General features: G+C 51.1%; 23 protein-coding genes. 8 read left to right on the plus strand and 15 right to left on the minus strand.

Features of this window, described 5'->3' with window-relative positions; all coding sequences use genetic code 11:
• Window positions 1-232: 232 nt before the first annotated feature.
• From rsd to IE054_RS08335, 5 genes are all read left to right on the plus strand, one after another.
• Window positions 233-727 carry a sigma D regulator gene (gene rsd, locus IE054_RS08315; protein WP_189405256.1) on the plus strand — a complete coding sequence of 165 codons (495 nt, stop codon included), beginning with the start codon at window positions 233-235 and terminating at the stop codon, window positions 725-727.
• Window positions 728-772: 45 nt separating this feature from the next.
• Window positions 773-1,246, plus strand: a complete 474-nt coding sequence (locus IE054_RS08320; protein WP_189405258.1) for a transcriptional repressor — start codon at window positions 773-775, stop codon at window positions 1,244-1,246.
• Entirely contained in the window at window positions 1,236-1,700 is a 465-nt protein-coding gene (locus IE054_RS08325; RefSeq protein ID WP_189405259.1) for a chemotaxis protein CheX, read from the plus strand. Before IE054_RS08320 ends, IE054_RS08325 begins: the two co-directional genes overlap by 11 nt.
• Window positions 1,690-2,127: a secondary thiamine-phosphate synthase enzyme YjbQ gene (locus tag IE054_RS08330; protein ID WP_229805043.1), complete on the plus strand. Its 438-nt coding sequence runs from the start codon at window positions 1,690-1,692 to the stop codon at window positions 2,125-2,127. Before IE054_RS08325 ends, IE054_RS08330 begins: the two co-directional genes overlap by 11 nt.
• 87 nt (window positions 2,128-2,214) lie before the next feature.
• Window positions 2,215-3,438, plus strand: coding sequence for an OmpA family protein (locus IE054_RS08335; protein ID WP_189405261.1), 1,224 nt, complete (start codon window positions 2,215-2,217; stop codon window positions 3,436-3,438).
• Window positions 3,439-3,547: 109 nt separating this feature from the next.
• Here the strand turns inward: IE054_RS08335 and dnaB are convergent, their stop codons facing one another.
• Window positions 3,548-4,939, minus strand: coding sequence for a replicative DNA helicase (gene dnaB, locus IE054_RS08340; protein WP_189405263.1), 1,392 nt, complete (start codon window positions 4,937-4,939; stop codon window positions 3,548-3,550).
• A 416-nt stretch (window positions 4,940-5,355) separates the two neighbouring features.
• Between dnaB and IE054_RS08345 the strand changes: the two genes are divergently transcribed.
• Window positions 5,356-7,197, plus strand: a complete 1,842-nt coding sequence (locus tag IE054_RS08345) for a sensor domain-containing diguanylate cyclase (protein WP_189405265.1) — start codon at window positions 5,356-5,358, stop codon at window positions 7,195-7,197.
• Window positions 7,198-7,214: 17 nt separating this feature from the next.
• Here IE054_RS08345 and IE054_RS08350 read toward each other — a convergent pair whose 3' ends face one another.
• Window positions 7,215-7,703 carry a hypothetical protein gene (locus tag IE054_RS08350; protein ID WP_189405268.1) on the minus strand — a complete coding sequence of 163 codons (489 nt, stop codon included), beginning with the start codon at window positions 7,701-7,703 and terminating at the stop codon, window positions 7,215-7,217.
• Window positions 7,704-7,940: 237 nt separating this feature from the next.
• Here IE054_RS08350 and IE054_RS08355 point away from each other — a divergent pair, with 237 nt between their 5' ends.
• Window positions 7,941-8,177, plus strand: coding sequence for a hypothetical protein (locus tag IE054_RS08355; RefSeq protein ID WP_189405269.1), 237 nt, complete (start codon window positions 7,941-7,943; stop codon window positions 8,175-8,177).
• 57 nt (window positions 8,178-8,234) lie between these two features.
• Here the strand turns inward: IE054_RS08355 and IE054_RS08360 are convergent, their stop codons facing one another.
• From IE054_RS08360 to IE054_RS08370, 3 genes are read right to left on the minus strand one after another with little or no spacing between them, the layout of a single operon-like run.
• Window positions 8,235-9,218 (minus strand): DUF4097 family beta strand repeat-containing protein, encoded by a 984-nt coding sequence (locus IE054_RS08360; RefSeq protein ID WP_229805044.1) that lies wholly within the window; start codon window positions 9,216-9,218, stop codon window positions 8,235-8,237.
• 17 nt (window positions 9,219-9,235) lie between these two features.
• Window positions 9,236-9,745, minus strand: coding sequence for a hypothetical protein (locus IE054_RS08365; protein WP_189405270.1), 510 nt, complete (start codon window positions 9,743-9,745; stop codon window positions 9,236-9,238).
• Window positions 9,732-10,307 carry an RNA polymerase sigma factor gene (locus tag IE054_RS08370; protein ID WP_189405274.1) on the minus strand — a complete coding sequence of 192 codons (576 nt, stop codon included), beginning with the start codon at window positions 10,305-10,307 and terminating at the stop codon, window positions 9,732-9,734. Before IE054_RS08370 ends, IE054_RS08365 begins: the two co-directional genes overlap by 14 nt.
• A gap of 177 nt (window positions 10,308-10,484) precedes the next feature.
• Here IE054_RS08370 and IE054_RS08375 point away from each other — a divergent pair, with 177 nt between their 5' ends.
• On the plus strand, window positions 10,485-11,114 hold the full coding sequence (locus tag IE054_RS08375; RefSeq protein ID WP_189405276.1) for an MOSC domain-containing protein: 630 nt from the start codon (window positions 10,485-10,487) through the stop codon (window positions 11,112-11,114).
• A gap of 80 nt (window positions 11,115-11,194) precedes the next feature.
• Here the strand turns inward: IE054_RS08375 and rplI are convergent, their stop codons facing one another.
• The 10 genes from rplI to IE054_RS08425 all read right to left on the minus strand — a co-directional run bounded on the left by rplI (window position 11,195) and on the right by IE054_RS08425 (window position 17,054).
• Window positions 11,195-11,647, minus strand: a complete 453-nt coding sequence (gene rplI / locus IE054_RS08380) for a 50S ribosomal protein L9 (protein WP_189405277.1) — start codon at window positions 11,645-11,647, stop codon at window positions 11,195-11,197.
• 26 nt (window positions 11,648-11,673) lie between these two features.
• Window positions 11,674-11,901: a 30S ribosomal protein S18 gene (gene rpsR / locus IE054_RS08385; RefSeq protein ID WP_189405279.1), complete on the minus strand. Its 228-nt coding sequence runs from the start codon at window positions 11,899-11,901 to the stop codon at window positions 11,674-11,676.
• An 11-nt stretch (window positions 11,902-11,912) separates the two neighbouring features.
• Window positions 11,913-12,311 carry a 30S ribosomal protein S6 gene (gene rpsF, locus IE054_RS08390; protein ID WP_189405281.1) on the minus strand — a complete coding sequence of 133 codons (399 nt, stop codon included), beginning with the start codon at window positions 12,309-12,311 and terminating at the stop codon, window positions 11,913-11,915.
• A gap of 146 nt (window positions 12,312-12,457) precedes the next feature.
• Window positions 12,458-12,931 (minus strand): hypothetical protein, encoded by a 474-nt coding sequence (locus IE054_RS08395; RefSeq protein WP_189405283.1) that lies wholly within the window; start codon window positions 12,929-12,931, stop codon window positions 12,458-12,460.
• Window positions 12,932-12,939: 8 nt separating this feature from the next.
• The gene (locus tag IE054_RS08400; RefSeq protein WP_189405284.1) at window positions 12,940-13,128 is read right to left on the minus strand and encodes a hypothetical protein; all 189 of its coding nucleotides are present in this window, start codon (window positions 13,126-13,128) and stop codon (window positions 12,940-12,942) included.
• Window positions 13,129-13,256: 128 nt separating this feature from the next.
• Window positions 13,257-13,730, minus strand: coding sequence for an NYN domain-containing protein (locus IE054_RS08405; RefSeq protein WP_189405286.1), 474 nt, complete (start codon window positions 13,728-13,730; stop codon window positions 13,257-13,259).
• 42 nt (window positions 13,731-13,772) lie between these two features.
• Window positions 13,773-14,558 (minus strand): DUF1796 family putative cysteine peptidase, encoded by a 786-nt coding sequence (locus IE054_RS08410; RefSeq protein ID WP_189405288.1) that lies wholly within the window; start codon window positions 14,556-14,558, stop codon window positions 13,773-13,775.
• A 16-nt stretch (window positions 14,559-14,574) separates the two neighbouring features.
• Entirely contained in the window at window positions 14,575-14,895 is a 321-nt protein-coding gene (locus IE054_RS08415) for a hypothetical protein (RefSeq protein WP_189405290.1), read from the minus strand.
• Between the two features lie 267 nt (window positions 14,896-15,162).
• Window positions 15,163-16,065 carry a DMT family transporter gene (locus IE054_RS08420; RefSeq protein ID WP_189405292.1) on the minus strand — a complete coding sequence of 301 codons (903 nt, stop codon included), beginning with the start codon at window positions 16,063-16,065 and terminating at the stop codon, window positions 15,163-15,165.
• A gap of 233 nt (window positions 16,066-16,298) precedes the next feature.
• Complete coding sequence (locus IE054_RS08425) at window positions 16,299-17,054, minus strand: 3-keto-disaccharide hydrolase (protein ID WP_189405293.1); 756 nt, start codon at window positions 17,052-17,054, stop codon at window positions 16,299-16,301.
• Between the last annotated feature and the right edge of the window lie 12 nt (window positions 17,055-17,066).

Here is a 17,066-nt window from a genome sequence, read left to right on the forward strand (position 1 = left end):
CAGGATGCGAGTAACCCGCGGGATAAACGGTAGAAGCTGCCGTCACCAGACAGCCGCCGTTGTCGCCAGTGCAACCTCGCCATAATGGCTGAGCCAGGTATAAAGGCAGTATTATTGCTGCATCCGGACGGCAACATTCGACGCCAATTAAGACCGTTTGTTAAGGTGAGGTCGGGTGTTATACTTATGGCACAGCAGATGCTCTCACATGACGAGCTAAGGGGCCGCACGCATGTTAAATCAGTTGCAAAATGTAAATCAGAACTGGAACGGCAATAGCGCTACGGTAGATAACTGGCTGAAGGCCAGACAGACACTGATGGTAAATTTTTGCGAGCTTGCCGGTATCGCGGTCGAGGGACCTTCGGCGATGAAAACGATGAACGGCACTGTCCAGCGTCCCAGCAATGCCTTGCCGGATGCCGATCAAATCGAGCGATTTTGTGAAGATTTAATGGACTATCTGTCAGCAGGTCACTTTGAAATATACGATATACTGAGTGCGCAATATGAGAACGGCCAGGAGCTGAAACAGCAACTTGCCCCCAAAATTGCGGTTACTACAGATATCGCTCTAAGGTTTAACGACAGTTATACCGAGATGCTTCGCCCTGAGCAGGCCACCAGTTTTGATGCTGACTTAGCACAACTGGGGGAAGCACTGGCAGAACGATTCGAACTTGAAGACCAGTTGTTCAACGCTGTGCATCAGGCAACCACAGAATGATGATGTGTCGTATGACGCCTCAACCAACCGAGCAGTAGATGACTGATGAATAATGCAACGCTAATTAGTAAAGCTCGCGCCTACTGTGAGCAACGAAATGCGCGTTTCACACCACTGCGTGAGAAAGTGTATCAAATTCTGTTAAGTAAACACGGGCCAATGGGTGCGTACGAATTACTCGACAGCCTAAAAGAAACCGAATCCAGTGCCAAACCCGCGACCGTTTACCGGGCCCTGGATTTCTTACTCGACTTTGGCTTTATCCACCGCCTTGAGTCTACAAACGCATTTGTCGCCTGTTACCATTTCGGCTGTCAGCATCCGGTACAGTTTCTTATTTGCGACAGTTGTGGCGATGTAGCTGAAATCCAGTCAGAAGGGCTCAAAGACACACTGGATAAGCAAGCCACACATCATGGTTTTAAAGTGTCGAAGCAGACTATCGAAGCACACGGGTTGTGTGCAGACTGCCAACAGACTGAAGACGTGCCGAGTGAGGAGCAAGTACATGAATGCTGATTTTGTAAACCCGTTTATTTCCGGTTTACTCAATGTCATGGAGACAATGGCACAAACCCAGCTAACGCCGGGTAAGCCCAAGCGCAAGCAGAGCGATATTTCTAAAGGAGATGTGTCTGGCCTTATCGGAATGGTTGGCCCGGATGTGCGAGGCTCCATGTCGATATCCTTCGACGAAAACCTCGCGCTAACTATCATGGAGCGCATGGTGGGTGAACGCCCCGATAAGCTCGATGCCGAGGTAGGCGATATGGTTGGCGAAATCACTAATATGATTTGCGGCAATGCAAAACGTGATCTCGGTGAGCGTGGCTATGAGTTTGGTATGGCTACGCCCATTGTTGTATCCGGTAAGCAACACACAATTAGTCACCAGGTCGATGGTGCAAAGATTATTTTGCCCTTCATGTGTGACGATGGACTGGCACATTTGGAAATCTGTTTTGACAAATAATTTCTGGCACAGCGAAAAAATTACACTCTCACCTTTCCGCCGTGGTTTTCATCTCATCACGGATGAGATAACCCGTGCCCTTCCTCAACTGAAGAGTACGCAAACGGGGTTATTACACTTATGGCTGCAACACACCAGTGCCAGCCTGACGGTCAATGAAAACGCCGATCCCACGGTGCGCGGTGATCTTGAAGCCTATTTCAATCATTCCGTTCCTGAAAATAGTCCTTATTTTCAACATACTTATGAAGGCCCTGATGATATGCCTGCGCATATCAAATCAAGCTTGCTTGGATGTCAGATTACCCTGCCGGTTGCCGCTGGCAGACTTCAGCTGGGTACCTGGCAGGGGATTGTGCTCGGCGAGCACAGAGACCGTGCATCGTCGCGTACAATTATTGCAACGTTACAGGGCGTCAGGTCGTAACATGGTGGTATAAAATCTGCATAACAAATTTTTTAAACCGTAACCGATCATTAATTTCATACTCAACTATTTGACAGGACGTGAACTATGAATAAGAAATTTACACTGGCGAGCCTAACCCTTGCTTTGCTTTCTGCGCCCGTTTTCGCGCAACAGGACGATGCTCCTGATTATGACAGCTGGATAGGCCTGTTCGGCACAAAGTACTCCACCGATGAAGATCGTGATGCGCCCGGTATTGTAGACGACGGAAAAGGTATGGGCCTGGAATACGGCTTTCGCTTCACGCAAAGCTGGGCAGCGCGTATTGAATATACCGCGCTTGAACTGGACTATGTTGATGGCACTGCTGCAGAGCGCAATGATTCGGGCCATATGATCGGTGCAGATGCCATGTACTTCCTTCCCGATGACGTTTTCTATTTCTTCGGCGGTATTAAGCATCAGAACATGGCCGATAGTTACACGCTGGGTAACATCGGTATTGGTAAGCACTGGAATGCCGGTGATCGTGTTAAATTCATCACCGAGGTTGCGGCGTACCACGACTTTGATGAGAATTTTAACGACTACAGTGTAAAGCTGGGCCTGGCCATTCCATTTGGTAGTGCAGGATCGTCGTCCGCCAGCAGTAGCATGCCAGCTGCACCGGCTGACAGCGACAATGATGGCGTTGTTAACAGCAATGACCGTTGCCCAAATACCCCTGCTGGCACCCGGGTTGATGCAAACGGGTGTGCCATGGAAGCGGATGATGACAACGATGGCGTGATGAACAGTGCCGATCAGTGTCCTAACACGCGCACCGGTGCAGAGGTTGATGCGAATGGCTGTGAGATCAAAGATTCAGACATGGACGGCGTTCGCGACCGTAACGATGAGTGTGCTGACACACCTCGGGGTGACAAGGTCGACGCAAACGGCTGTACTATCTTTGATGAAGAAGAAGTGTCGATTACGCTGCGCGTTCTGTTTGACCGTGAGAGCGCAGTAGTGGAACAGCCTAATGATCCTGAAATTCAGGCATTTGCAGACTTTATGAAACGTTACGGCAGCACCTCAGCCACCATCGAAGGGCATACGTCAGCACCGGGTACCGAAGCGTACAATATGGACCTGTCTAAACGCCGTGCTGCCTCGTTCAAAGACCTGATGGTAGACCAGTATGGAATTGCCGCCGACCGTCTTGACACAGTGGGCTATGGTGAAACACAGCTACTTGATACTGACAACGACGCAGAAGCGCACCGGGTTAACCGTCGTATTTCAGTGAGCGTGTCTGAAATGGTTAAAGTACCGGAAGAACGTTAAGAACAGCCGCCCGGCGTAGTCGGGCGCAGTGATTAAAAAACCGCTGTAGGCGTTGCCTGACAGCGGTTTTTTATTGGTTCAGTGCCAGCCACCCTGTAACGCTCTCAGATTAATACTCGTCGCTGACCGCCGGGCCCGCGTAATTATCAAACCGGGAGAACTGCCCCTGAAAGGTCAGACGACTGGTGCCGATTGGCCCGTTCCGCTGCTTACCGATAATAATTTCTGCAATCCCTTTGTCTTCACTGTTTTCGTGATACACCTCATCACGATAAATAAACATAATAAGGTCAGCATCCTGCTCGATGGAGCCGGACTCACGCAAGTCTGAGTTAACCGGCCGCTTGTCAGCCCGCTGTTCCAGACTCCGGTTTAGCTGCGACAGCGCGACCACAGGCACTTCCAGTTCTTTGGCCAGGGCTTTTAGTGAGCGGGAAATTTCAGCAATTTCCAGGGTGCGGTTTTCACTTAAGCTGGGCACCCGCATCAGTTGCAGATAATCGACCATGATCATGCTGATCCCGCCCCGTTCGCGCGCCAGCTTTCTGGCCCGAGAGCGCACATCCATAGGTGTCAGGCCAGACGAATCATCAACAAAAAGGTTATCTTTATCTTTCAGCATCGCCATGGTGTTGGAAATGCGTGCCCAGTCTTCATCATCCAGCTGGGCGGTACGGATTTTAGTCTGATCGACACGGCTTAGCGAGGCCAGCATCCGCATCATGATTTGCTCAGAAGGCATTTCCAGACTAAACACCAGCACCGGTTTTTCTTCCAGCATCATGGCGTTCTCAACCAGGTTCATGGCAAACGTTGTTTTACCCATAGAAGGCCGTGCCGCTACAATCACCAGATCGGAGGGCTGAAGGCCACTGGTTTTTTTATCCAGATCGGTAAAGCCAGTGGAAACACCCGTCACCTCTTTATTGGACTTTAACAGCAGCTCCAGCCGGTCAACCGTCTTGCCAAGTACAGAGTCTATGTCGCGCGGGCCTTCGTTCTCACCGGTACGGCGTTCAGCAATCTCAAACACCTTGCTCTCAGCCATATCAAGAATATCGGCGCTCTCACGGCCCTGTGGATTATAGCCAACCTCGGCGATCTCGTGTGCCACACCAATCAGTTCGCGGGTAATGGCCCGTTCGCTGATAATTTTTGCATAGGACACCACGTTAGCAGAGCTCGGCGTATTGCGCGCCAGCTCGCCCAGATAGGCGAAGCCGCCGGCGTCTTCCAGTTCATCGTGACGTTCCAGCTCTTCAGAAACGGTAATCAGATCAACCGGAGAACTGGCACTAAGCAGACGCACAATGGCGCGAAAAATAAACTGATGAGAGCGGTTATAAAAGTCGGTTTCACTGACCACTTCGGCCACTTTATCCCAGCTGTCGGGATCGATAAGCATACTACCCAGCACTGATTGCTCCGCTTCAATGCTGTGCGGCGGCACTTTCAGTTTTTCAATATTCTTATCGTCTTTCGAGGAAGAAACGACTTTCACGCAGACCCGCTCCGTTGCTAGTGTAAGGTGCCCATTATGCGACAATTCTACCGTCAACAACAGCCATCATTGCATTCGCGCTAATTGCGGTCAGCGGTAAAACCACACTACCACCGTTTCAATACTGCACGGCCTTCACTGAACCGCAACGAAATGCCATACTTTGGCCAGTAATTGTAGAAGTCGGACCAGCAATTATCCTTTTTTTGTCATTTGCGTTCGGGCATCATGCCGAATTTAGCAATAAAATATTATGGTGCAGATAGCATCAGCACGTTAAACAAGTGTCTTCATCAAGACTACTGCGCCAATAGCTGCTGAGTTTATTGTGTTTTACAGTTAAACGCACTGGCCATCTGGGCAAGTCACCTTACGTTATACAGCCGATGATTCAGTGTCATAGCCATTGAGTAGTTATGTTTTTCAGAAGTTTAATAGTCCTTATTGTCACGCTCTGTGCAATGCCGGATGCGTACAGCAGTGAGCAGCTGACCTACGAACAGGAGCGCACCCGGGTCTTATCGATGGATGCAGAGTTACGGCTGCAGGCAGTGAATGAGGGCCTGTCATTCAACACACAAACGGTACTGGGAAAGCACTTTTACAATACCGTTGTAATGCAAACCCCGGGTGAATTATCGCATTTTACAATACCTCAGGGGGCACTACGTACGTTACGCGACACCTATCCGAAGTACTTTCTTGAGCATCAGATTCTTAGCAATGGCTTATCGCAACGCTCTGTTGTCTCACGCATGCAGCAACTTGATGAACTGGCAGACCAGGCGAACACACAGCAATGGCCGCGCCTGGTGCGTCTGGCAACCAAACGCCATGTCGCGCTGCTTCTGTCGCAAGGGCTGTATTACAGAGCCATTGGCCGTATCCGGGATGTGATTCCAGCCGGCGGTGAGCATACGCTTTCCAATCCGTACGACTATTCGCTGGATGCCATCTATCACGACCTTGCCATGGCTTATCGCAATGGCGGCAATCTCACACAATCGCTTTATTACTGTAACCAGCTCTCTCAGACTCTGAGCTTCAAAGCGCAAAGTACAGCGTTGGGCGATGTGTGTCGCAGCCGCACTCTGACTGCTCAGGGTAATTATACAGCCGCCCTTAAAACAGCCAGCGAAGTTCTTGAATTTGGCCGTGAACAGCAATCGGGCATGCTGATGGCCGTAGCCAATCACGCTATTGCAGAAGCGTATTTCGCCATGAATAACACTGCGCTGGCTGAGCAGTTTGCCCTGTCGGGATTAGCCGGTGCTGAACGATATCCGACGCTGACAGAGGTACCAGGCGCGCAGTTGCAACTGTTGCTGCTGCAAATCGCGGTTGCCAAAGCGGATACTGACAGCGCGCAGCGCTATCTGACGCAGTTGCGTACATCGAATAAGACACCCTATGCGGGTATCAATGCGGCCATGCTCCTGCAACTCGAAGCCGACATTGCATTGCTGAACAATGACACAGATCAGGCTCTGACAGTCTATCAGCAACTTCAAAGCCAGCAGCGTGTGGTGCAGGACCAGCAACTTCAGGATACCCGGGTAGCTGGCATCGACCAGCCGCTACAGCAGCAACAGAATACGCTGGCCAGGATCAAGCAGCGAAACGATACATCGCGTTCACGTAATCTGACTATCCTGGCCATGTTTACTACCACTATCAGTATTGTCTGTGGCATTGCTGTGTACCGCCTTTACCGGCATAAAACCACCATTGAGAGCTTTGCCCGGCTAGACCAGCTTACCAGTGTGGAAAACCGCTGGTTTGCTATGAAGGCCATTAGCCACAGACTGTCCCACATGGATCGCGCGAACGACAAAGCCTGCGTCGCGCTATTGGATATTGACCGCTTTAAACATATTAATGATCGCTTTGGCTATGAAACAGGCGACATGTTACTGGCGAAAATCGCCAAGGTCCTGAAATACCAGTTACGCCGTGAAGATGTCATTGGCCGCTACGGCGGCGGCGAATTTATCCTTATGTTGACAGGCACCGCGTTACAGGATGGACTTAGAAAAGTCGATGAGCTTCGCAAGGCCATTGAACAACAGCCTATGACCGACAAAGACGAGGATATCGCGCTGCGCTTTTCCTGTGGACTGGTAGAGGTTAGCAACAGTGCCCGCTTCGATGACGTGATTGGCGTATGTGATAGGTTGCTAACTGATGCCAAAAAGCGTGGTCGTAATCTGACCAGCTATAGTGAGCTGGGCCCTTCTCACACGGCTGACTGCGCCTGATACGACGTCCCTGTATCTCAGGACATAACGTCAGTTTGCGATGCCGCCTTCTCCAGCCTGAAGAAAACACCGTCAATGACGGTGTAGGCCGCCCCGTCGGGCTGAAGCAACAACGTCTGACCCAGTTTTGGTCCCGCCTCATCACAGCTAACCTGGATTTCTCTGACCTTGTCGTTATTACCAAATAAGGCGTCTGGGGCGACCCGGTAGTGTTGCATGACCTCTCCGGCGGGTAATGTTCGACTGGCATAGTGTGGCGATGAACAATGATGCTGGCCAAGCTGCGCCTGATCATCTAAATACGTAATCGATGCCCCCAGCTGTTGGCCCGCCTGATTAGGGCTCATCGCCGCAATACCCGGCTGCAAGGTCTCTGTGACTATCCAGGTGCCTTCGTAGTCTTCCTTTTGCATGGCACAGCCTGACGCAAGCAGGTTTACTGCCAGCGCTAACGCAAGGCCAGATGGCCAGACACCAAAGGAATAACGGCGTTTTTTGTTTTGCACTTACTTCTCTCCTCACACTGACACCATCGCTGCACCTGCGGGCGCAAGTCAGCTGGTATCACTGTACTGATATGGGGTGTTTAGCGGTATGTTTCCATGAGCCTGAACGACGCAAGGACGTCATTCATCCCAAGCCGGTACATTTCTTGAAACCTGACATGTTTATGCCGCAAACATCTATAAAAAGTGGTCCAGCTCACTAATGCGTGAGCAATTTGAAACAATAAGGGGGACACAATGGCAAAATTCACTACTCAGCGATGTTTACTTACGTTTGCCTTTGTCATGCAGATTTGGTCATTCACTACTTACGCCAATAATTCGCTGGAAGATCAGATTCTTGCAGCTGACGCCCGGCTATTTGGCGCGTTTAATCAGTGTGATATCAGCACGTTTTCATCGATGCTGGATGGCAATCCAGGGAAGATGCGGATAAGTCTATCGCCGCTTAGGCTTACTCGTACCTTCCTTTAGCTACGGTCATTGACGGTACAGGAAAGGCGTCCCTCGACTGTACACGTCACTTCAGTTTTAATTATCCAGTGTAATACGGCCACTGACGGTAGAGACATCCACCCGCGCCTGACCACCATTGTGAATGAATTCCAGCCACCGGCGTGGACCATACTTGGCTTTCTGCATCTCATCTTCAGAGATTTTGTTAATGATGCGACCGCCGGCATGGGCTTCAATATCGAACTGTGCAGAGACGTCCGGCTGAAAGTTCAGGGTAATACTGCCCCCTACCGACGACGCACGGACATCGCCATTGCGATTAAGACTAAGTTCAGCTTCAACCCGACCGTTCACGGTCTCGATATTCAGATCATCCACGGCCTGCATCGCCAGCTTAATATTCCCGTTGACGGATTCAACCCACAGCTCGGGACTACTTGAGCGGATATTAATATTCCCGTTAACCGACGAAAAGCGGGCATCTTTGTCGCTTTGATGATCACCAAAGATATCGCCGTTGACCGTTTCTATCGTCACATCACCTGAAATTTCACCCACATCGATATCCCCGTTCACGGCCTCCAGCTCCACGCGTCCCTGAATATTACGGGATTCTATGTCGCCGTTGACCACTTCGACGCTGACACTGTTTTTAAGGTTCCGCAGCGCCACATTGGCATTAATGGAAGAATAGTGCACGCGGCTGCCATGGGGGACATGAATGGTCAGATCATCGCCTTCATTGCTGCGCCAGTTTCGCCAGTCTCTGCCGCTTCGCGCAACCTCTATTTTAAGTTCAACCTCGTTACCGCTTTTTTCAAAGCTCACCTCGTCGGTATTCTCCCCGACTTCACCGACAACTTTTACGCTATTTTTGTCCCAGCCAATGATTTCTGCTTTACCGTTCATATGCTCAATATCAACGTAAGGCGCGTCTGAGGTATCGATAGACCGATCAATACGCTCACCCGACAGCGCGACCTGGCTGAGTAAAGTCATGCTGACGCCTGCCAGCCAGGCGAGACCAGCGCCCTTTCTGAATGCGAATACTGTTTTCATAACTGCTTACCTTGTCGTTAAATTCGTTGCCATTTCGGCGCATGAACGCGCTCGATCAATGTAATTTGTTGCTGATACACATTTTGCAGCATTCTTAGCAGCGCCGGATTATCCGGATCCTCTGCCAGTGCGGCTTTTATCGCCGCTGCCGCATCATCCAGCTCGTCGAGCTGCTGTTGCCAGTTATCTGCCAGTGCCGGTGTATCGGTATACTCCACCAGCAAGGCTTGCTTTTGCTGTTCATGCTGCTGACTCAGTGCCTGTACCAGGGCTTCGCCGGTAATGGCCGACGGCTCCGTTGGACCGGACGGTTGTTGCAGGCTGTACCAGCTAACCATTGCGATGAGTGCGACGCTGGCTGCCATGGCTGCCCAGCCACTTCGCCACCCCGGTTTTGCGGTGCTCGTGTCAGCCTCATTTTCCAGTGCCAGCGCCACGCCACGCCATAAGTCCCGCTCCGGGTGTTTCTCTTCGGGCAATGTATCGAGCTGTTGCTTCAGCGCATCATCAAAATTAGTCTTCGTCATAACCCATCCACGCTTTTAAAAGTTGTCTGGCGCGATGAAACTGCGCCTTACTCGAGCCCACTGCCATGCCCAGCATACTGGCGATATCCTCATGTCGATAACCTTCAATGGCATGCAGTACAAATACCATCCTTGCCCGTTCCGGCAGCCGCACAATCAGTGCTTCCAAGTCTATGCTATGCGCGTCTGCCGGTGCGGCGTGATACTGCGCCTCGGACTCATCAATACTGAACATTCGCTGAAACCAGCCGCGCTGCTTGCGCATATAACTCACTGTTACATTAGCGGCGACACTGTGTAACCAGGTTGAAAACCGGCTCTGACCAGTAAAGTTACTTATTTTACGCCACAGCTGAATAAAGACTTCCTGCGTCGCATCTTCGGCGAGCGCTTTATCACCGGTCAGGCGATAGCACAATGCATACACCCGCTTGACGTGCGCGTCATAAAGTTCGTGATACGCAAGCGTATCACCGCCCTTCACCGACTCGATCAGTGTCTGCTCTCGTGCCCGGGAAAATGTCTCTTGCGCATCCACCACCGTGCAGGACGACTGCTCCATAGTTATAGGTTCCGCTGGTTGTGCATCATGGGGAAAATTTAACCTTTTCCGCGTGATGCATCTTCTTGTTTGTTATATGGTTAGTCGTAGCCTATGTCACAAAGGTTTAAAGCGCCAAAAAATCTTTTGTGCCGCACGGTAAGTGACATAACAAGGCTAACCACAAGGAGTGACGGTATGAATATTCACAGCCTGTTTGCGGGAAAGCCCGCTCCATTCGGACCGCGCGGCGCGCCAAGCAGCATCATTAAGCACCCTGTCAGCAGTATCCGGGTTCATAAAACCCATACTGATGAAGATGAGCAGGGCAATAAAAAGCTGCATGGCGGACCGGAGAAAGTACTGCATCAGTACAGCCTGCAAGGCTACGAATTACTGAACGATCACTTTCCTCACGGTGCATTCGCGCCGGGCAGTATCGGCGAAAACCTGCTGGTTGCTGAAATGACCGACAACAATGTTTATATCGGTGATATTTATCAGATCGGTAAGGTTCAGGTACAGGTTTGTGCACCGCGTGCGCCGTGCAACAAAATATCTCAGCGCTATGATATTCGTAATCTGGACCGGTTCGTAGCAGAGCATGGCATCACTGGCTGGTATTACCGGGTTATTCAGACCGGCACCTTGTTTGAAATGGATGAGGTCATCCGGATATCGCGTCCGGATACTACGCTGAGTGTCGCCACCCTTACCAAAGGACTGAAACTCAAAGACGCAGATATTGCCCGGCAGGGTGAAGCGCTGGCAGAACTGGATCCGGAATGGCGGCAGAAATGTGCACGCGTGATCGCCGCGGCATCCTGAGTTAGAAAGAAGGGATTACGGATACAAAAAAGCCGCAGATGACTGCGGCTTTTTTACGATAACCAGAATCTGGCGACTGCTTATGCTTCTTTGATGATAATCACTTTAATAGAAGTGGTTACGTCAGAGTGCAGTTGCAGGTCGATATCGAACTCACCAGTTTCACGCAGTGTGCCGGCTGGCAGGCGAACTTCTGATTTCTGTACTTCAACACCGGCCGCAGTGATTGCGTCTGCGATGTCACGAGTACCGATTGAACCAAACAGTTTGCCTTCTTCACCCGCTGGTGCAGCAATAGTGACTTCACCCAGCTCGTTAATTTTCTCGGCACGCGCTTCGGCAGCAGACAGCTCTTCAGCGATTTTCGCTTCCAGCTCGGCACGACGTGCTTCGAATTTTTCAACGTTATCTTTAGTTGCAGGAACTGCTTTGCCCTGAGGGAAAAGGAAGTTACGTGCAAAACCAGATTTTACTGAGACTTGGTCGCCCAGACCGCCAAGATTGGCGATTTTATCTAACAGGATGATTTCCATCGATGTTACCCCTTAATCTTCGCCAATTACTTGTGTGAATCAGTGTACGGAAGCAGCGCAAGGAAACGCGCACGCTTGATTGCTGAAGACAGCTGACGCTGATACTTCGCACTGGTACCGGTAATACGGCTAGGGACAATCTTACCGCTCTCTGTAACGTAGTTTTTCAGAGTAGCGATATCTTTGTAATCAATTTCTGTTACGCCTTCTGCAGTGAAACGGCAGAACTTACGACGTCTGAAAAATCGAGCCATGATAGTTCTCCTTATGCGTTATCTTCAGTGGATTCAGTTTTCTTCTCTGCAGCAGGCTTTGATGCAGAGTCGTCACGACGCTCACGACGAGGCTCTTCCTTCATCATAGGAGAAGCTTCAGTCACAGCAGACTTCGTGCGCATAACCATGTTACGCAGGACGACATCGTTGAAGCGGAACGCATTTTCCAGCTCTTCGATCGCTTCGGCAGTTGATTCCGCGTTGATCAGAACGTAGTGGGCTTTGTGCAGCTTCTCGATTGGGTATGCCAGTTGACGGCGGCCCCAGTCTTCCATGCGGTGAATCTGTCCACCGTCTTGCTTAAGGATTGTGGTATAACGCTCGATCATACCAGGTACTTGTTCACTCTGGTCAGGGTGAACCATAAATACGATTTCGTAATGACGCATTATTGCTCCTTACGGTTGTCGCCTCGACAGTACAGCCAGACTGTATAGAGACAAGGAACGAAATTAGGGTGGCTGTAAGGGCGCGCATTATACGCACAGAATGTACGCTGCACAAGCATTAATCACAGCGCCTTGCAGACAGCGCATTAATCGCCGCCAGCGAGTACCCCCGCCGTGTTAAGCATCACATGCATGAGCAGTGTGGCAAAAAATCCTGTGGTATTTGAATAACGTTGATATTTCAAAAATAATCGCGCCATCAGGAAGAACAGCATCATCGTTGTTATGCCCCAAAATGGCGTAATGATAGCGTGCAGTGTTCCTGCAAGCGCCCCGCATATTCCTGTAATTATTGCGTCCGGTATCGCGTGCTTCTGTAACCCGACAATTAACATCACGAGCAATGCGTTTTCAATGAGGGGAGTTAAAACAGCAATGCCAAAAACCTCTGCCGGCGTTGGCGACGCGGGGGTTTGAAAATTCTGCACTTCACCGGTAAAGCCGGACAGGTCGGCCAGCCACACGATAAGCAGGATGTATATTGCGAAAACAGCGGAATACCCTGCTATATCCGCGATAAAGCGCGGTACCATTTTCCATTTGAGCTGATAGTACCGCACTGCCAACCCTATTTATACATGCTGGACCGGCGCGCCTGATTCATCTGCCCGCCCGTGGACGAACGGGGTGTAATTGCCCCAAAACCACCTGACAATGCCTCCCATGCCAGACTGCCAGTAAACCAGCTCACTACCGTGCGGTAAACGAGATTACCACTTCTGACCCGATTAACTTCCCTGTCATTAAGCTTTCTCATTATCTTTCCCTGCCTGCGCTGCCAAATTGCAGCACAACCAGTATCTAAAATAATGACAGCCGGTAACACTGATCGTTGGATAGGTTTTAGAGATTACGGGGAGATATCAGGGACGATGCAAACACGATTTAACGTAGCAGCAGGCGCTCATCAATAGCCACAAACTCACTGGCGGCATTAATAAGCGATACGGCGGTCAGAGCTTCCACGCCGTACACCTCTACCCGCTTGCCTTTTTGTCTTAAGCGTTCTGCCAGTAACGCAAAGTCGCCATCGCCGGACACCAGCACGATCACGTCCACGGCATCAGCCCAGTCCATGGCATCAATGGTGATCCCTACGTCCCAGTCGCCTTTGGCCGAGCCATCGGCGCGCTGGATATAAGGCTTTAAGCGCACGTCGAAACCGATCGCGCGAAGGATATTCTGAAACTGCCGCTGCTTCTCATCGCTGCGATCAATGGCATAGGCTATCGCTTTGCGCACCTGCCGGTTGTGCACTGCCTTTGCCCAGAACCGGTTGTAGTCAAAATTTTTGCCAAAGGCGTCACGGGTGGTGTAGTACACATTTTGCACATCGACGAAGATGGCGACGTCCTGCATTTACCTGTTCCTTATATGAAGACCAGAGTTCATTAACTGCACTCAGCCAAACAGGCCACATAACACCTGTTTAAAACAAAAGTCATCGAAATGATTCGGAAAAAAGACACCGGTGCTTTTGCCACCCGCATGAAACTCCAGTGACAAGGTATGCTCATCGATGACATTGCCCTGCACGTTATTTTTACTGTGAGTGTAATGATCAATGATAATAAATTTGGCGTTTCTGTTGAGTCCAGTCAACGTTTCCACCAGATGGCTGACTGTGCCTGGACTTTGCCTTTCAGGCATAGCAAACGCATGTGTGAAGCCTTCTGCCCAGCCAGGCCGTTTATGAGGCTCGTTGATAAGCGTAATGAGGTAGCAGATATTCTGGTTAGATTCTGCACAGGATAAGAATCGCTGACAGCAGCGCGACAGGTACGCATAGTCTTCCGCACTATCAAGCGGGTTTTTATGGTTAAACAGGTTTGCATGATAACGGGCATGTCCAGCCGATTTCCCATCTGCACTGGCATAGATTTGTGTTTTGTCCAGGAAGGCGGCAAACCTGTCAGCTAAACAATCAAGAATAATTTCCGGTGAGCTGAACACCCAGTCGAAGGGAAAAGACGCCTTTTTAAGACCAAGCTGCTTTAGATACCAGGCCGTGCTGCAATTTTCGCCCAAGGAGATAAACGTAGTCTTGTCTGACTTTGTACCTACAAAGCTAGCCAGAAGTCGCTGCACCTGTGTCGCCTGCCGCAGAGCGTCTGTTCTTTCAGTACCGGGGCAAGACTTGCTGAAGTCGAGTTGGGTACGTGTGAGATTAGGTGCTGCTGACTGCATGCGTCCTCCAGCAGATCTATCGGAATGTTGGCGCTGTGTGCACACTGACACCCAGTTTGTCTGCCACGCCACCCATGACTTGCGCCTGACCAATAATTCGCCCCTTACCTGAAGCATTCCACTGACAGTCCAGGGTACTTGTGCCTTTGCGCAGCTTCCCCTTCCAGTCCGGCAGACTAGCATCGAAAGCGCGGTACGTATTTGTCAGCTCCCAGCCGTCTTCCCGGTAATTGCGAAGAACCACAGCAAACTGCTCAGCAGAGAGATTTTCAATAATCCGCCAGTTGTTTCGCCTGTATTTTAACTCTACATATTTCCGCGCTAACGCTTTAAACACATAATCACCAGTTGTTTTTCAAAGATTGAGCTTAACAAACGTTAACGTGGTGCAATACAGGCCCGTGACATGTTTATTCGCCGCTGTTTACACTAAAACTCATCCGGGTATTGTCGCCGGCCCGGTCCGGACGCGATAAACGCCGTATGCGGTCTCGAAAACGATACGAGTAAACCGCGCTTGCGTCAAATATAGCCGGACGAAGCGCCTTTGATGCCATCGCGTCATACGGATATGCGATCATTACCTGTACAGCCACCGATGGCATTACTCAATACTGCCGTTTCCAGTCGATACCAGCACAGCTACCCCTGCCAGTGCAGCCAGAGACCAGATAAGCGTACGCCAGCTTGCCCTTTCTCCCATGACCCAGGCCACCCCGAGGCTCATAATGGCGCTGGTTGCGATAAGGGTTTGTACCACCGCCGCTTTGGCATGGGCAAAGGCCAGCATTTGCAGGAAGATAGCCGCCGTGGTGCCCAGCAGTGTAGCGATAAAAAAGGTACTCCACAGCCGGCCATGTGATTGCCCGCGCATCACTGACGGTTTGGGTAATACCGGCGTACGGGTTGCCCCTATTAATATGGCCACCAGCGCCAGTCCGCCAATCAGACGGTACATGGCGGCACTGGCCGCATCAACATCGCCACCTGCCAGAATATCGCGGCTGATTACCGCGCCAATGGCCTGACAGACCGCCGCCCCCACGCCGAACAGGTAGCCTTTTGATGCCACAATATGCGTGGCCGTACGCTTATTGCTTTTGATTACCATGTCGACTGAGAACAGAATAATGCCCACACCCAGCCATTGCTGCCAGGTGATCCACTCGGCTATCCAGCCCATAGCCAGCAGCGCGGTAAAAATCGGGGCCAGTGTTTCGGCCACCAGCACTGCCTGACTATCACCAATGGTGGTGAGTGCTTTGAAGAAAAACGTATCGCCGATGCCAATACCAATTACCCCGCTGAGTAACAGCCAGAACAAAGCCTCATTATCGATGGTTTGCGACGGCGTTAACCAGAGTGTAATCACGAGCAGCAGCACGACTGAGATTGTGCCTTTCCAGAAATTCATGGCAAGCGGCGTGAACACCTGTCCCGTTCCCCGAAACAACCGCGCGGCGATTGCCCAGCATAACGCTGTACCTAGTGCTGCCAGTATACCCATTGATTGATTCACACCTGTCTGCTAGCTGAAAGTGTCCGACAGACCCATACACCTGTCGGCAAAGCGCGCTAGTGTAGCCAGCCCGCCGCATTATATGCAAGCGCAGGCTGGTTACCCGGTGTCAGAATGGATTGAGGATATAGTCCGGTTGCTGCAGCTGGGCGTGTGCAGTCGTAGCGCCACGGGGACCCGGTAAGCGCAAGCAAAACCCTGCGCGTACGCTACGCCGTCACCTACAGTTCTCTGACCCAGATATTTCTGAAGCTCACCGGGTTGGAATGGTCCTGCAACTGCAGCGGTGCACAGCCGTGCGCCTCATATGAGGGCGCGCCAATCCACTCGGTTTTTCCCTGTACCTCAACGTGATGCTGGATCACTACGCCATTGTGCAACACCGTGATATAGGCCGGACTGGTGAGCTCACCATCGCTGAACTCAGGTGCGGTATACAGGATATCGTAGGTTTGCCACTCCCCAGGAGCACGCATAGCATTGACCAGCGGAATATGCTGCTTATACACAGCCCCGGCCTGGCCGTTGGGGTAGGTTTTGTTGTCATAGGAATCCAGGATCTGCACTTCGTAGCGTTGCTGGAAAAACACGCCACTGTTATTGCGCTGCTGCCCCTCAAGCCCTTCAACGTCACTTGGTGTGCGCCATTCCATATGCAGCTGAATATCACAGAAGGCCTGCCTGGTTTTTATATCGCCGGTGCCGGGTTTAACCGTCATCACACCATCTTTGACCTGCCATTCGGCAGCCCCCTGCTTTACTGACTCCCAGGCAGACAGGTCTTCACCATTAAACAGCACAATGGCATCTGACGGCGGCTGATTGGGCGGGGCACTGACCACCTCGGGTACCGGCTCCCACACTTCGGTCTTTGCCGCCTGCTGTTCACGGGTTAACTGATCATTGCTGGCCAGGGCGCTACCTGTCAGGCCGGCCACAATGGTCCCAAGGACTACACGTCGTAACGTTGGTTGCATAACTTCACTCCT

Source organism: Alteromonas halophila (genome assembly GCF_014651815.1).
Lineage (GTDB): Bacteria > Pseudomonadota > Gammaproteobacteria > Enterobacterales > Alteromonadaceae > Alteromonas > Alteromonas halophila.

Bases quoted from the DNA above. Each gene is read 5' to 3' on its own strand.
- rsd (WP_189405256.1), top strand. From the start codon at position 233: ATGTTAAATCAGTTGCAAAATGTAAATCAGAACTGGAACGGCAATAGC.
- IE054_RS08320 (WP_189405258.1), top strand. From the start codon at position 773: ATGAATAATGCAACGCTAATTAGTAAAGCTCGCGCCTACTGTGAGCAA.
- IE054_RS08325 (WP_189405259.1), top strand. From the start codon at position 1,236: ATGAATGCTGATTTTGTAAACCCGTTTATTTCCGGTTTACTCAATGTC.
- IE054_RS08335 (WP_189405261.1), top strand. From the start codon at position 2,215: ATGAATAAGAAATTTACACTGGCGAGCCTAACCCTTGCTTTGCTTTCT.
- IE054_RS08345 (WP_189405265.1), top strand. From the start codon at position 5,356: ATGTTTTTCAGAAGTTTAATAGTCCTTATTGTCACGCTCTGTGCAATG.
- IE054_RS08355 (WP_189405269.1), top strand. From the start codon at position 7,941: ATGGCAAAATTCACTACTCAGCGATGTTTACTTACGTTTGCCTTTGTC.
- IE054_RS08360 (WP_229805044.1), bottom strand. From the start codon at position 9,218: ATGAAAACAGTATTCGCATTCAGAAAGGGCGCTGGTCTCGCCTGGCTG.
- IE054_RS08365 (WP_189405270.1), bottom strand. From the start codon at position 9,745: ATGACGAAGACTAATTTTGATGATGCGCTGAAGCAACAGCTCGATACA.
- IE054_RS08370 (WP_189405274.1), bottom strand. From the start codon at position 10,307: ATGGAGCAGTCGTCCTGCACGGTGGTGGATGCGCAAGAGACATTTTCC.
- IE054_RS08375 (WP_189405276.1), top strand. From the start codon at position 10,485: ATGAATATTCACAGCCTGTTTGCGGGAAAGCCCGCTCCATTCGGACCG.
- rplI (WP_189405277.1), bottom strand. From the start codon at position 11,647: ATGGAAATCATCCTGTTAGATAAAATCGCCAATCTTGGCGGTCTGGGC.
- rpsR (WP_189405279.1), bottom strand. From the start codon at position 11,901: ATGGCTCGATTTTTCAGACGTCGTAAGTTCTGCCGTTTCACTGCAGAA.
- rpsF (WP_189405281.1), bottom strand. From the start codon at position 12,311: ATGCGTCATTACGAAATCGTATTTATGGTTCACCCTGACCAGAGTGAA.
- IE054_RS08400 (WP_189405284.1), bottom strand. From the start codon at position 13,128: ATGAGAAAGCTTAATGACAGGGAAGTTAATCGGGTCAGAAGTGGTAAT.
- IE054_RS08405 (WP_189405286.1), bottom strand. From the start codon at position 13,730: ATGCAGGACGTCGCCATCTTCGTCGATGTGCAAAATGTGTACTACACC.
- IE054_RS08410 (WP_189405288.1), bottom strand. From the start codon at position 14,558: ATGCAGTCAGCAGCACCTAATCTCACACGTACCCAACTCGACTTCAGC.
- IE054_RS08420 (WP_189405292.1), bottom strand. From the start codon at position 16,065: ATGGGTATACTGGCAGCACTAGGTACAGCGTTATGCTGGGCAATCGCC.
- IE054_RS08425 (WP_189405293.1), bottom strand. From the start codon at position 17,054: ATGCAACCAACGTTACGACGTGTAGTCCTTGGGACCATTGTGGCCGGC.